The sequence below is a fragment of the Streptomyces ovatisporus genome (assembly GCF_042653885.1).
GTDB lineage: Bacteria > Actinomycetota > Actinomycetes > Streptomycetales > Streptomycetaceae > Streptomyces > Streptomyces ovatisporus.
This window is the reverse complement of record NZ_JBHSFH010000007.1, coordinates 359,688-373,293: the sequence shown is the minus strand read 5'-3', so window position 1 is coordinate 373,293 and position 13,606 is coordinate 359,688. Positions and strand designations below refer to the sequence as shown.

13 protein-coding genes are annotated in these 13,606 nt (G+C 71.0%); 8 read left to right on the top strand and 5 right to left on the bottom strand.

Translation table 11 applies throughout. The features are described from left to right. Window positions 1-32 precede the first annotated feature (32 nt). Window positions 33-1,673, top strand: coding sequence for a YibE/F family protein (locus ACFPA8_RS15480; protein WP_386448482.1), 1,641 nt, complete (start codon window positions 33-35; stop codon window positions 1,671-1,673). On the opposite strand, the gene ACFPA8_RS15475 is transcribed toward ACFPA8_RS15480, so the two are convergent. Both ACFPA8_RS15475 and ACFPA8_RS15470 read right to left on the bottom strand, forming a co-directional pair. Then, window positions 1,633-1,857, bottom strand: a complete 225-nt coding sequence (locus ACFPA8_RS15475) for a DUF5326 family protein (RefSeq protein WP_386448479.1) — start codon at window positions 1,855-1,857, stop codon at window positions 1,633-1,635. The two genes, ACFPA8_RS15480 and ACFPA8_RS15475, sit on opposite strands and share 41 nt — an antisense overlap. A gap of 198 nt (window positions 1,858-2,055) precedes the next feature. Beyond that, a complete protein-coding gene (locus ACFPA8_RS15470) occupies window positions 2,056-2,373 on the bottom strand; it encodes a cupin domain-containing protein (RefSeq protein WP_386449468.1) in 318 nt (105 codons plus the stop codon). 82 nt (window positions 2,374-2,455) lie between these two features. On the opposite strand from ACFPA8_RS15470, the gene ACFPA8_RS15465 reads away from it, so the two are divergent. From ACFPA8_RS15465 to ACFPA8_RS15450, 4 genes are read left to right on the top strand one after another with little or no spacing between them, the layout of a single operon-like run. After that, complete coding sequence (locus ACFPA8_RS15465; protein ID WP_386448476.1) at window positions 2,456-2,833, top strand: phage holin family protein; 378 nt, start codon at window positions 2,456-2,458, stop codon at window positions 2,831-2,833. Between the two features lie 6 nt (window positions 2,834-2,839). Continuing rightward, window positions 2,840-3,460: a low molecular weight protein-tyrosine-phosphatase gene (locus ACFPA8_RS15460; RefSeq protein ID WP_386448473.1), complete on the top strand. Its 621-nt coding sequence runs from the start codon at window positions 2,840-2,842 to the stop codon at window positions 3,458-3,460. Then, window positions 3,457-4,362: a fructosamine kinase family protein gene (locus ACFPA8_RS15455; RefSeq protein WP_386448470.1), complete on the top strand. Its 906-nt coding sequence runs from the start codon at window positions 3,457-3,459 to the stop codon at window positions 4,360-4,362. Before ACFPA8_RS15460 ends, ACFPA8_RS15455 begins: the two co-directional genes overlap by 4 nt. Before the next feature lie 48 nt (window positions 4,363-4,410). Then, window positions 4,411-5,544: a cystathionine gamma-lyase gene (locus tag ACFPA8_RS15450; protein WP_386448467.1), complete on the top strand. Its 1,134-nt coding sequence runs from the start codon at window positions 4,411-4,413 to the stop codon at window positions 5,542-5,544. A gap of 7 nt (window positions 5,545-5,551) precedes the next feature. On the opposite strand, the gene ACFPA8_RS15445 is transcribed toward ACFPA8_RS15450, so the two are convergent. The 3 genes from ACFPA8_RS15445 to ACFPA8_RS15435 all read right to left on the bottom strand — a co-directional run bounded on the left by ACFPA8_RS15445 (window position 5,552) and on the right by ACFPA8_RS15435 (window position 9,359). Then, window positions 5,552-6,574 (bottom strand): hypothetical protein, encoded by a 1,023-nt coding sequence (locus ACFPA8_RS15445; RefSeq protein ID WP_386448464.1) that lies wholly within the window; start codon window positions 6,572-6,574, stop codon window positions 5,552-5,554. A gap of 204 nt (window positions 6,575-6,778) precedes the next feature. Next, window positions 6,779-7,924, bottom strand: coding sequence for a metallophosphoesterase (locus ACFPA8_RS15440; protein ID WP_386448461.1), 1,146 nt, complete (start codon window positions 7,922-7,924; stop codon window positions 6,779-6,781). A gap of 310 nt (window positions 7,925-8,234) precedes the next feature. Beyond that, the gene (locus ACFPA8_RS15435) at window positions 8,235-9,359 is read right to left on the bottom strand and encodes a LacI family DNA-binding transcriptional regulator (RefSeq protein ID WP_386448458.1); all 1,125 of its coding nucleotides are present in this window, start codon (window positions 9,357-9,359) and stop codon (window positions 8,235-8,237) included. A 341-nt stretch (window positions 9,360-9,700) separates the two neighbouring features. Here ACFPA8_RS15435 and hisC point away from each other — a divergent pair, with 341 nt between their 5' ends. The 3 genes from hisC (at window position 9,701) to cydB (ending at window position 13,602) form a co-directional block, all read left to right on the top strand. Next, window positions 9,701-10,780 carry a histidinol-phosphate transaminase gene (gene hisC, locus ACFPA8_RS15430; RefSeq protein WP_386448455.1) on the top strand — a complete coding sequence of 360 codons (1,080 nt, stop codon included), beginning with the start codon at window positions 9,701-9,703 and terminating at the stop codon, window positions 10,778-10,780. Window positions 10,781-11,072: 292 nt separating this feature from the next. Then, the gene (locus ACFPA8_RS15425) at window positions 11,073-12,590 is read left to right on the top strand and encodes a cytochrome ubiquinol oxidase subunit I (RefSeq protein ID WP_386449466.1); all 1,518 of its coding nucleotides are present in this window, start codon (window positions 11,073-11,075) and stop codon (window positions 12,588-12,590) included. Window positions 12,591-12,600: 10 nt separating this feature from the next. Next, on the top strand, window positions 12,601-13,602 hold the full coding sequence (cydB, locus tag ACFPA8_RS15420; RefSeq protein WP_386448453.1) for a cytochrome d ubiquinol oxidase subunit II: 1,002 nt from the start codon (window positions 12,601-12,603) through the stop codon (window positions 13,600-13,602). Window positions 13,603-13,606 lie beyond the last annotated feature (4 nt).

The window sequence follows — 13,606 nt, the reverse complement described above, 5'->3', positions numbered from 1 at the left end:
AGAGCGCCTCGGGTATTGCGATGATCGGGGGCGTGACACCGACACCTCCGTCCCGTCCCGGCAGCCCCGGCGGGAACACGCCTTACCCCGGAGCACCCGAGCAGGTCCCGGGGCAGGCACCCGAGTCCGGCCGCCGCGAGGCGGTCCGCGCGTGGCAGCCCGCAGGCCGGGACACGGGTCCGGACACGGGTCCGGGCACAGATCAGGGCCGGAATCACGGTCACGGCCAGGCCCACGGCCACTCCCACGGCCATGCCCACGGCCACGGGCCCCCCGCCCCCGTCTCCCGGCATCTGCGCAAGGTCATCGCGGCCGTGCTCATCCCCTTCGCCGTGGCCGTGGCCGCAGGGCTCGTCACCCTGTGGCCGGGCGGAGTGCCCGGCCACGACGAGGACACCGGCGTCGGTTTCGACCGGCCCACCCGCGAGGCCCGGGTGACGGCGGTGAAGGTCGTCGACTGCAAGGACGTGAACGTACGGCCGCCCGCCGGTCAGCCGGGTCAGCCGCCCGGCTCGCAGGGGCAGGGCGGGGACGCCAAGTCCGGCGGTACCTGCCGGAAGGCGACCGTCGAGGTGACCGAGGGCAAGGACAAGGGCGACACCTTCACCGAGGTCGTGCCCCCGGACGCCACCCGCACCTACTCGGCCGGGCAGGACGTCGTCGTCGCCTACGCGGCCAACGCGCCCCGCGAACTGCGCTACAGCGTCATCGACGTCGACCGTGACGTCCCGGTGGTGCTGCTGGCCGGTGTGTTCGCCCTCTTCGTCGTACTGGTCGGCCGGATGCGCGGCATGCTCGCCCTCGCAGGGCTGGCCGTCAGCTTCGCTGTGCTGTCGTTCTTCATCCTGCCCGCGATACTGCAGGGCTCGAATCCGCTCGTGGTGGCGGTCGTCGGGGGCAGCGCGATCATGCTGGCGACGCTGTACCTCTGCCACGGGCTCTCCGCCCGTACGTCGGTGGCCGTGGTCGGAACACTGATATCGCTGCTGCTCATCGGGGTGCTCGGCTCGCTCTTCATCGACTGGGCACGGCTGACGGGCAACACCGACGACCAGACCGGCCTCGTCCACGGCCTCTTCCCCGGCATCGGCATCCAGGGCCTGCTGCTCGCGGGCGTCCTGATCGGTTCGCTGGGTGTACTCGACGACGTGACGGTCACGCAGACGTCAGCGGTGTGGGAGCTGAAGCAGGCCGATCCCGACGCGGGCTGGCGGAAGCTGTACGGCGCGGCCATGCGCATCGGCCGCGACCACATCGCGTCCGTCGTCAACACGCTCGTGCTGGCCTACGCGGGTGCCGCGCTGCCGCTCATGCTGCTGTTCTCCATCGCGCGCAGCAGCGTCTCCACGGTGGCGACGAGCGAGGTCGTGGCGGAGGAGATCGTCCGTACGCTCGTCGGCTCGATCGGCCTCGTCGCCTCCGTGCCGGTGACGACGCTCCTGGCCGCTCTGGTGGTCTCCGCGGACCGGCGCGCCGCCGCGTCCCCTTCCGGACCGGCGGGCCCGGTCTCCCCGGCACCGGCGGCCGTGCCGGCCGGGGCGGTGGGTACGGGCGGAACCGGCATCTCCGCTCAAGCGCACCCCGGAGCGCGCCCGCAGGCGACGGCCGCCGGCACGGGAGCGCCCGCGCCGGTCACCAGTCGTCGCGGCGGGAAGAGGAGGAAGCCGAAGTGAAGTGCCGCACCACGTAGATGAGGCCGCCGACGAGAGCGGCGAAGATCAGCAGCTTGAAGAGCAGTCCGACCAGAAAACCGACGACACTGGCGATGAGGCCGCCGAAGACCGCGACCGCGATGAGCGGGATCGCGACCCACTTCACCCACCACGGCAGGCTTTTCATGATCCCCTTGGCGTCCATTGAACCGCTCCCGATGGCCGGCCGGCCCGGTGTGCGGGCCGGTGAAGTGCGAGCTCCGCGGCAGGTCCTGCCGCCTTCCGAGTCCGATGCTAGAGCGCGCCGGCCTCCGCCGGGAGAGCGGAAGCCCCGGTCCTCCCCTGAACCGTCCCCTACGCCGACCCTGAGCCGGGCCGCCGTACTTCGCGTCCGGCCGGGAGTTCAGCCCTCCGGAGGCGCGAAGACGACCATCATCCGCAGGTCCTCGCTGATGTGGTGGAACTTGTGCGGCGTCCCGGCCGGTACGTAGACGACGCTGCCCCGCGCGACGGCGGTCGTCTCGCTGCCGACGGTGATCGCCCCGCGCCCGCTCACGACGAGATACACCTCGTCCTGCCCGTGCGGCTGCTGCGGATCGACGGTGCCGCGGTCGAGGGCGTACAGGCCGACCGACATGTGGCGCTCACGGAGGAACTGGAGGTAGGCCCCGTCGTTGGCGACCCGTTGGGCCTCCAACTCGTCCAGCCGGAACTCCTTCATCTCGCCGCCCACCCCGCCTCTTCCGTTCCGCCTGCCAGGGACCCCGTGTGCTGCCGGAGTCCGGCTCTGCCACGATCACACTATGACGAATTTCCTCATCAAGACGCTCGCCAACGCAGCCGCCCTCGCGGTGGCCACATGGCTGGTGTCCGGCGTCGAGGTCACCGGCACCGGCACCGGCGAGAAGACGCTGACACTGATCATCGTGGCGCTGATCTTCGGAGTGGTGAACTTCGTGGTGAAGCCCCTGCTGAAGTTCTTCTCCATGCCGCTGCTGATCCTCACGCTGGGCCTCTTCACGCTCGTCATCAATGCGCTGATGCTGATGCTCACTTCGTGGGTGTCCGAGCAGGTGGACGTCAACTTCCATGTGGACGGCTTCGGTTCGGCCTTCCTGGGCGGCCTGGTCATCTCGATCGTGGCCTGGGCCCTGCACATGGTTCTGCCCGACCGGGACTGAGGAAACATGGACACCTACAGCGTCTGTTTCGTGTGCACCGGCAACATCTGCCGCTCCCCCATGGCCGAGGCCGTCTTCCGCTCCCACGCGGCGGACGCCGGACTGGACGGTCAGGTCGTCGCCGGCAGCGCGGGCACCGGGGGGTGGCACGTCGGAGATCCGGCGGACTCCCGCACGGCAGCCGTGCTGAAGGAAGCGGGTTACGAACTCGACCACGTTGCACGGCAGTTCGAGGCACGACAGTTCGAGCCGGACTGGTTCGCGGAGCACGATCTGGTCGTCGCCCTCGACGAGGGTCACGAGAGGGAACTGCGGGCGATGGCGCCCACACAGCGGGACGCGGCGAAGATCCGGCTCCTGCGCAGCTACGACCCCACGGCCTCGGAGGGCGACGGCTTCGGCCTCGACGTGCCCGATCCCTACTACGGCGGCTCCGAGGGCTTCGAGGAGTGCCTCCGGCTCGTCGAGGCGGCGGTTCCCGGGCTGCTCGCCGAAGTCGGCGCGACGCTGGAGGAACGGGCAGGGGGCGAAGCCAGAGCCGGCACGGCCCCCGGAGGCATCAGCGGGACAGCCGGCACAGGACGTCCCGCCGTCGCGGGCGAGCACAGCACAGGGGAGCACCGATGAACGCCGTCGCCGATCGCGTGGCGCAGCTGACCGAGGCCGCGGAGGCGACCGGCGCGTACCCGGTGCCCGGCGGAGACATCTGCGACGCCTGGCGCATCACTCTGCGCGGCGGCCCGCTCGGACCGCACAGCACCGTGTTCGCCAAGTCGCTGGCCGATGCCCCGGCGGGCTTCTTCGAGGCCGAGGCGGCCGGGCTCGCGATGCTGGCCGTCACCGGCGAGGTGGCCGTGCCCGGGGTCCTGGCCGTCGCCGACGACGTGCTCGTGCTGGAGTGGGTGGAGCCCGCGTACGGGAGCCCGTCCCCGGCGGAGGCCGAGAGGCTCGGACGGGACCTGGCCGCCATGCACGGAATCCGCGGCACCGTCTCCTACGGCACACCCGGACGTGCCGCCTTTCTGGGCACGCTGCCGCTGCCCGGTCCCGGTGAGGAGGTCACCGACCCCGCCGAGTGGCCGCGCTTCCACGCCGAGCACCGGCTGCGGCCCTTCCTGCGCGAGGCCTTCGACCGGGGCGGCATATCCGCGTCCGACACCCTCGACGTGGAGCAGCTGTGCGAGGAGATCGACAAGGTGGCGGGGCCGCCGCAGCCGCCCGCCCTCATCCACGGGGACCTGTGGTCCGGCAACGTGCACTGGGCCGCCGACGGCCGCGCCCGGCTGATCGATCCCGCAGCTCAGGGCGGTCATCCCGAGACCGATCTCGCTCTGCTGGAGCTGTTCGGCTGCCCGGAGCTCTCCCGTATCCTCGCCGCGTACGAAGAGGTACGTCCCATCGAGGGCCGCGCCGAGCGTGTCCCTCTCCACCAGCTGCAGCACCTGCTCGTGCATGCGGTCCTCTTCGGCGGCGCGTACGGCGCGAAGTGCGGGGAGGCGGCACGAGCCGCGCTGCGCAACCGGGGCTGACGGCGGGGACCGCAGAGGCCCGTCCCGGCCCGACAGGAGAGAACCCTGATGACCACCGATCGCGACGCGACCCGTGTCGTACGGGCGGGTCTTCCCGAGGAGGAGGCTTACGCCCCGCCGCTGCCCGGCCCCGTCTTCGCCGCCCACTACCACCTCCCCGGCGACGTCGCCGACGCCCCGTACGCCTACGGGCGGGACGCCAACCCCACCTGGACGGGCCTGGAGAGCGCCATCAGCGAGCTGGAGTGCCCGGGAGACGGAGCGGCCCGTACCGTCGCGTTCGCCTCCGGGATGGGCGCCGTCTCCGCGGTGCTGCTCTCCCGCGCCCGTCCCGGCAGCGTCTTCGTACTGCCCGACGACGGCTACAACCTGCTGGCCGCCATGCGGGAGCGTCTTGTGGCCTTCGGCGCCGAGGTCCGTACGGCACCCACGGCCGCCGACGCCCAACTCGCCCAGCTCGACGGGGCGTCACTGCTGTGGATCGAATCACCGTCCAACCCCGGCCTGGACGTGTGCGACATCCGGCGGCTGGCCGGGGCGGCACACGAGCGGGGCGTTCTCGTCGCCGTCGACAACACCCTCGCGACGCCCCTGGGGCAGCGTCCCCTCGAACTCGGCGCCGACTTCTCCGTGGCCAGCGGAACGAAGGCGCTCACGGGGCACGGCGACATCCTCCTCGGCCATGTCACCTGCCGCGACGCGGAGTTGGCGGACTCGGTGCGGCTGTGGCGCAAGCACGTCGGTGCGGTCCCGGGTCCGATGGAGGCCTGGCTCGCGCACCGGTCGCTGGCGACGCTCGACGTCCGCACCCGGCGTCAGGCGGAGAACGCACGAGCTGTCGCGGAGGCCCTGCTGGAGCGTCCGGAGGTCACGGGCGTACGCCATCCCGGCCTGCCCGGCGACCCGATGCACGAGGTGGCCGCACGGCAGATGAGCCGCTTCGGCTGCGTCGTCTCCTTCACGCTGGCCGGGAAGGAGGAGGCGGAGCGGTTCCTCGGCGCGCTGCGCCTCGTCGGGGACGCCACCAGCTTCGGCGGCGTCCGCTCCACGGCGGAACGGCGCGGCCGGTGGGGCGGGGACGCCGTGCCGGAGGGCTTCGTGCGCATGTCGGTCGGCGTGGAGGACGCCGGCGATCTCGTGGCGGACGTGCGGCGCGCCCTCGACGTGGCCGCGGGCCGCTGAACGGGCGTCACTCCGGCGGGTGTTCGGGACCGCCGTACTCCGGGCTGGAGTAGTCGGGGCTGGAGTAGCGGGGCCGTACGCTCCGCTCCTCCTTGCCGTCGGAGGGCGTGCGGCTGGAGAAGTCCGGGTGGGAGTAGCCGAGCCGGGGGGTGCGCTCGGCACGGCGCGGCTGCTCGGCCGCCGGGTCCTCGTGCGGAGTCGGGGCGTAACTGGACGGCGCCCGGCTGCCCGGCTCGTCCGCGAGGGCACCGGTCAGGAACGGGACTATGCCGCGTTCCAGCAGCGCCTCACGCCAGGCGGCCCGGGCCTTGGCGAGCTCCTCCGTGAGACCCGCCCGGCCGGGCGTTCCGGAGCCGGCCGTCGACGCCGCCTCCTCGGCAGCCCTCCGGCGTGCTCCGGCACCGTTGCGCAGCGCGGTCAGCCACAACTCGACCATGCCGACGACGATTCCCGCGGCGGCGAGCACGGCGAAGACCCAGCCAGCGCCCCGCATCGGGGCCGCTATCGACGGCTCGGGTGTCATGGCGTGCAGCGCGTAGCCGAGCAGCAGGAAGATGACGGCCGCCGTCCCGGCGAGCAGGGGGACCAGCACGGAGATCATCGCCAGCAGCCCGGCTCCCGCGGACTCGCCGAGGCCCTCGGCCCCGGCGCCGGCCAGGCCGAGCCCTCCCTGGTGCTGCGTACCCGAACCCGTCTCTCCGGAGCGGGAACCGGAGCCGGAGCCCGGTCCGGCCTTCCCCCCGGCTCCGCCGCCTGCGCCGCCCGCCGACTGCGCGGCGGATGCGGTTCTCGCCGCCGGCTGACGCAGCTCGGTGCGCAGCGCGACGAAGTGGGCGTACTCCTCCGCGGCGTTGTCGGCGATCGCACTGGCCGCGCTGAGGGCCATCGTGCGCAGCTGCTCGGCCCTGAGCCGCTCGCCCAGTGCCGCCAGGGCGGGACGTCGGGCCGCCGTACGCAGAGCCTCGTCCACGGCCCGCTCGAATTCGGGCCGGTCCTCGGGCAACAGGTGCGGAGCGCTGTTCATGTGCATCCCCCGATGCTCCGTAAGGCCGTGACGGCCGGTCGGCGGGCGGGGCGGCCACGGCGACGGGTAGGGGAACTCGCTGCGGCAGGACCGATGTTAGAGGCAGTCCGGCACCCCTTGAGGAAGAGTTTCCGGTAATTGGCTCTTCCCGGCAACGTGTTCCGCGCCGTCCGCGCCCGTACGTGAAGTTCTGCGCCCGCCTCCGAACGGCTATTCCGCCAGGGGAAGTTGCGTGACGAGCAGCTTTCCTGCCATGGTCACGCCGCCGTCCATGGCCAGCGCCAGCCCGTCCGCGTAGATGTGCGGGCCGGTCACGTCGGGTGCGGCTTCCTCGTCCTCGCTGCCGACGTCCCCCAGCAGGTAGGGGATCGGGCTGTGGCCGTGGACGATGCGCGTGCCGCCGAAGACGGAGAGCAGACCGCGGGCGTTCTCGGGACCCGTGCCGTCGCGGAAGGCGAACCGCTTGGTGAACTTGCGGAACATGTCCCAGGTCTCGTCGGCGTCGTTGCGCTGGAGGGCCACGGTGACGGCGTCGTTGACCGCGTCGATCGTCCTGCCGTAGTCGAGATAGCAGGTGGCGTCGGAGTGGAGCAGCAGATGCCCGTCGGCGAGCGCCATCGCGTCCAGCCGTGACATCCACTGCACATGGTGATCCTGCAGGCGCTCCATGTCCGACCGCTGGCCGCCGTTGAGGAGCCAGGCGGCCTGGAAGGAGGCCGTCCCCGCGCTGGAGTTGACGGGGGTGTCCCCGAAGCGTTTCGCGCCGATGAGCAGCAGTTCGTGATTGCCCATCAGGGCCTTGCAGTACCCGCCCGCGGCGGCGGCCTGCGCCGAGAGGTCCATCACCAGGTCGATGACGCCGATTCCGTCCGGGCCCCGGTCCGTGAAGTCGCCGAGGAACCACAGACGGGAGTCGCCCGCGATCCAGTCGTCCTGGGCGTCGATGATCCCGGCGCTGCGCAGCGCCTCGCGCAGCTCGTCGAGGTAACCGTGCACGTCGCCGACGACGAAGAGCGAACCGTCGCCTTCGTTGGTGGTGCTGTGCGCAGGTACATCCACGAGGGTCGGCTCCGGTTCGCCGTTCCCGTTGCGGGTGTTGATCACCGGCAGGTCGCGTTCGGTGGGCGTGTAGCCCTCGGGCTCCCCCGGTTGCGGCTCCTCACGCACGGGAGCGGAGGTCACCACCGGGGGCAGGAGAGGAGCAGGCGCACCGGCGTGTACGGGAGGACCGGCTTGTGCGGGCGCAACGGGCGGAACAGCAGCACCGCCGAACCCGCTGCCCTGTGCGGTCGCGCCGCCGCCCTGCCACATCGCGGGTCCCTGACCGGCCCCCTGAGTCATCGACCCCTCCACCATCGCGCGCCGCCGTGCACCTGCCCGGACCTTGCCCTGCCTGCTGCGGCGGGGAACTCCCGCCAGTTGTCTGTCTGCGCCGGCCCACACGTCCGTGGGTTCCCACGGTTTCACAGGTCGTGGGCGGGTCCCGGTGTCGTGCGCCCATCATAGGAACGCCTGTAGCGCCTTGCGACGCACCTGGGGGTGGCAATTGAGGCTCGTGAACGCGAGGCCGGCGCATTCCTCCGGAAATTCCCCTCTCGTCCCCGGGCGGACGGCCCGTCAGCGGTACGGCCGGGTCCGCCGGGCCGGGCCGTATCGCTGACGGGCCTCACTTCGCACCGGGCGAGCGGGGCGCGCTGATCGTCGTGCGTGGCGGTCGGCGCTGCGAGGACGTGCGGACGATGAGGTCGGTCGGCATCACCTGGTGCACGGGAGTCTTCGGACTGACGCCCTCGATGGCGTCGATGAGTAACTGGATGACCGTGTTGCCGATCCTGCCGGGCTTCAGGGAGAGCGTCGTGATGGGCGGCTCGGTGCTGGCGTAGACGGTGGATTCGCTGCAGCACACCAGCAGCAGGTCCTCCGGGACCCGCAGCCCGTAGCGCCGGGCGGCGGCGAGCAGGTCCGTGCCGTTGGGGTCGAAGAGGCCGTAGACGGCATCGGGACGGTCGGGCCGCGCCAGGAGCCGGTCCGCGGCGACGGCGCCCGCGCAGGGGTCGTGGGCGGGGTAGGTCTCGTAGACCGGTTCCTGGCCGACGCGCTTGCACCAGTCGAAGTAGGCGGAGGTGGACAGCCGCGTGTAGGTGTCGGTGCTGGTGCCGGTGAGCAGTCCGATGCGGCGCGCGCCCGATTCGGCGAGGTGGTCGAGGAGGCCGCGCACCGCCTCCTCGTGGTCGTTGTCGACCCACGCGGTGACGGGCAGCGAACCGGCGGGGCGGCCGTCGGAGACGACGGGCAGTCCGGAGCGCACGAGTTCGGTGACGACGGGGTCCTCGTCGGAGGGGTCGATCACGACCGTGCCGTCGAGGGCGACGTTGGACCACAGGTCGTGACGCGAGGTGGCAGGCAGGATGACCAGGGCGTATCCACGCGCGAGTGCCGCGGAGGTGGCGGCACGGGCCATCTCCGCGAAGTAGGCGAACTCGGTGAAGGTGAACGGTTCTTCGCCGTACGTGGTCACCGTGAGCCCGATCAGGCCGGACTTTCCGGTGCGGAGCGTACGGGCGGCTGCCGACGGGCGGTAGCCGAGGCGCTCGGCGACCTCCCGCACGTGCCGGCGGGTGGCTTCGGGCAGTCTGCCCTTGCCGTTGAGGGCGTCGGAGACAGTCGTGATGGATACACCGGCCGCGGCGGCGACATCGCGGATGCCCGCGCGCCCGTTCAGCCGGCTCCCCCCGCGTGCTCGGCGCGAGGCCGATGCCCGGCTTACCTGATGCTTCTCTGCTGCTGTCATGGCGCCCCGATCGTAGGCCCGCGGCGGAGGGGGTGAGGGACGCCGCGGAGGAGGGCCAGAAGGCACGATTCTGCACGTGTCCCTGGCGTCAACGACCTTTAAAACTACGGTAGTTGACGCCCCGTCATAAACTTTGTCGTCCTCTTCGGGTGATTGCGCCCGCGGACACGGTGATGTTGCGAGGAGGTCTCAACTCACACTCATGAGTGACGCGCGCCACCGCTTCCGCCACCAGCGCGGTAGTGAGTGGGGGAGCTCATGCCGCACACCCGTACGCCCTGTTCCGCATTCCTCTTAGGGTGAGCAGTATTGAAGTCCGAGTCGGACGAGGAGGAGCAGCGGTGAGTGAGAAGACGCCCAGACTGCGTGGCGCGCTCGAGGGGATCCCCACCTACAAGCCGGGCCGGCCGGCCGCCTCCGGAACGGCCGCCTACAAGCTGTCCTCCAACGAGAACCCCTACCCCCCGCTGCCGGGCGTCCTGGAGACGATGACGGCGGCCTCCGCGGCGGCCAACCGGTATCCGGACATGGCCTGCACCGCTCTGCTCGCCGAACTGGCGGACCGCTTCGACGTCCCCGTCGAGCATGTGGCCACCGGCACCGGGTCGGTCGGTGTCGCACAGCAGCTGCTCCAGTGCACTGCGGGGCCCGGCGACGAAGTGATCTACGCCTGGCGGTCCTTCGAGGCCTACCCGATCATCACCCAGATCTCCGGGGCCACCCCGGTGCAGGTGCCGCTGACCGAGGGCGAGGAGCACGACCTGGACGCGATGGCCGACGCGGTCACCGACCGGACCAGGCTGATCTTCGTCTGCAACCCCAACAACCCGACGGGTGCCGCCATCCGCCGGGACGCCCTGGAGCGCTTCCTGGACCGTGTGCCGGGAGACGTCCTGGTCGTCCTGGACGAGGCCTACCGCGAGTTCGTCAGGGACGAGCACGTCCCCGACGGCATCTCTCTCTACCGCGACCGTCCCAACGTCTGCGTGCTGCGCACCTTCTCCAAGGCGTACGGCCTGGCCGGGCTCCGGGTCGGCTTCGCCGTCGCCCACGAACCGGTCGCCGCCGCGCTGCGCAAGACCGCCGTGCCCTTCGGCGTCAGCCAGATCGCCCAGGACGCCGCCGTGGCCTCGCTGCGCAGCGAGGAGGCGCTGCTGGAGCGGGTCGAGTCGCTCGTCGCGGAGCGCGCCCGCGTCTCGCGTGAACTGGTGGCGCAGGGCTGGACGGTTCCCGAGTCGCAGGCCAACTTCGTGTGGCTGCGGCTGGGCGAGCGTACGGGCGACTTCGCGGCGGCCTGCGAGAAGGCCGGGGCGATGATCCGTCCCTTCGCGGGTGAGGGGGTCCGCGTGACTGTGGGGGAGAGCGAGGCCAACGACATCTTCCTGCGGACCGCGGCGGCGTTCCGCAAGAACGAGCTCTGACCCCGCGGAAGGGCGGTCGGCCCGTCCGCGTCCGACCGTCCGACGGCCCGTCCGCCCTTCCGCTCAGCGGGTGGGCGCGGACGGGCCGTCGTCGTGCGGGTGCCGCTCCGGGCTGCGCTTGTGGCCTTCCTCCCATTTCGGGACCCCGCTGCACGAGCGGCACGGCAGGGTCGTAATATTACTTGTGAATGTGAACTCATTCACAAGCGACTTCGGTGTCCCCGGGCTTCCCGTCCCGACCAGGAGGAAGTCCCGGGGTCACGGTGGAAGGCAAAGGAGAGAGCCGGTGGAGATCACAGCTCTGGCGCCGGAGACCCTGGCGCGTTGGCAGTTCGGCATCACGACCGTCTACCACTTCCTCTTCGTCCCTCTGACGATCTCCCTCGCCTCCCTCGTCGCGGGCCTGGAGACCGCGTGGGTGCGCACCGGCAAGGAGAAGTACCTGCGGGCCACCAAGTTCTGGGGAAAGCTCTTCCTGATCAACATCGCCATGGGCGTGGTGACCGGCATCCTCCAGGAGTTCCAGTTCGGGATGAACTGGTCGGACTACTCGCGCTTCGTCGGAGACGTGTTCGGCGCCCCCCTCGCCTTCGAGGCGCTCATCGCCTTCTTCTTCGAGTCCACCTTCATCGGACTGTGGATCTTCGGCTGGGACAAGCTGCCCAAGCACATCCACGCGGCGTGCATGTGGATGGTCGCCGTCGGCACCGTCCTGTCCGCGTACTTCATCCTGGCCGCCAACTCCTGGATGCAGCACCCCGTCGGCTACCGCATCAACCCGGACAACGGCCGGGCGGAGCTCACCGACATCGTCCGCGTGCTCACGCAGAACACGGCGCTGGCCCAGTTCGCGCACACACTGGCCGCGGCGTTCCTGACCGGCGGGGCGTTCATGGTCGGCGTGGCCGCGTACCACCTGATGCGGGGGCGGCACGTGTCCGTGATGCGCTCCTCGCTGCGGCTCGGGCTCGTCACCCTCGTCGTCGCCGGGATGCTCACCGCCGTCAGCGGCGACCGGCTGGGGAAGATCATGTACGACCAGCAGCCGATGAAGATGGCCGCCGCCGAGGCCCTGTGGGAGACCAAGGCGCCGGCGCCGTTCTCCCTCTTCGCGTACGGGGACGTCGACGAGGGCCGTAACACCGTGGCGATCGAGATCCCGGGACTGCTCTCCTTCCTCGCGCACGACAACTTCTCCGAGGCCGTTCCCGGCATCAACGACACCGAGAGGGCACTGCAGGAGAAGTACGGCGGCGAGATGGACATCGACGACTACCGGCCCAACATCCCCGTCGCCTACTGGTCGTTCCGCTGGATGATCGGCTTCGGCATGACCTCCCTGGCGCTGGGCGCCGTTGGGCTGCACCTCACCCGGCGCAGGTTCTGGCTCTCGCCCCGGCTCCGTACCTCCGACGACGAGGTGCCGAGACTCGCCCTGACCCGGGACCGCGAGGCCGGGCCCTTCCTCACCCGCTGGTACTGGCGGCTCGCGCTGCTGACCATGGCGTTCCCGCTCGTCGCCAACGCCTGGGGATGGATCTTCACGGAGACAGGCCGTCAGCCGTGGGTCGTCTACGGCGTACTGCCCACTTCGGCAGCCGTCTCGCCCAGCGTCGGCCAGGGCGAGGTGCTCACCTCGATGCTCGTCTTCGTCGCGCTGTACGCGGTCCTCGCAGTCGTCGAGGTCAAGCTGCTCGCGAAGTACGTCAAGGCCGGGCCCCCCGAACTGACCGAGGCCGACCTCGACCCGCCCACCAGGATCGGCGGTCACGACGCCGACGCCGACCGGCCGATGGCCTTCTCGTACTGAGGAGAGAACGATGCAACTGCACGACGTCTGGTTCGCCGTCATCGGCGTCCTGTGGACCGGCTACTTCTTCCTGGAGGGCTTCGACTTCGGCATCGGCGTCCTCACCCGTCTCCTCGCACGCGACCGGGCCGAGCGCCGCGTACTGATCAACACCATCGGACCGGTCTGGGACGGCAACGAGGTGTGGCTGCTGACCGCGGCGGGCGCGACCTTCGCGGCCTTCCCCGACTGGTACGCGACGCTCTTCTCCGGCTTCTACCTGCCGCTGCTGCTCGTCCTCGTCTGCCTCATCGTGCGCGGCGTCGCCTTCGAATACCGCGCCAAGCGGCCGGAGAAGAGCTGGCAGGACCGCTGGGAGGCGGCGCTGTTCGTCACCTCGCTGCTGCCCGCGTTCCTGTGGGGGGTCGTCTTCGCCAACATCGTGCGGGGCGTGCCGATCGACGCCCGGAAGAACTACGCCGGTACGACCGTCGACCTGTTCGGTCCGTACGCGCTGCTCGGCGGGCTGGCGACGCTCACCCTCTTCACCTTCCACGGCAGCGTCTTCGCCGCCCTGAAGACCACCGGTGACATCCGCGGACGGGCACGGCGGCTGGCAGGGCTGCTCGGCCCGGCGGCCGCAGCCACCGCAGCGCTCTTCCTCGCCTGGACGCAACGGCACACCGGCGGCACCGGGAGCCTCGTCGCACTGGCCGTGGCGCTGCTCGCCCTGCTCGCCGCCCTGGTCGCGAACAGGGCGGGCCGGGAGGGCTGGGCCTTCGGCCTGTCCGGGGTGACCGTCGCCGCCACGGTGAGCATGCTCTTCCTCGCGCTCTTCCCCGACGTCATGCCCTCCTCGCTCGACGCCGACTGGAGCCTGACGGTCGAGGGCGCGGCCTCCAGCCCGTACACGCTGAGGATCATGAGCTGGTGTGCGGCCTTCGCCACACCGGTCGTCCTCCTCTACCAGGGGTGGACATACTGGGTCTTCCGCAAGCGCATCGGCACCCGGAACATCGCCGGCAACCACTGAGGTC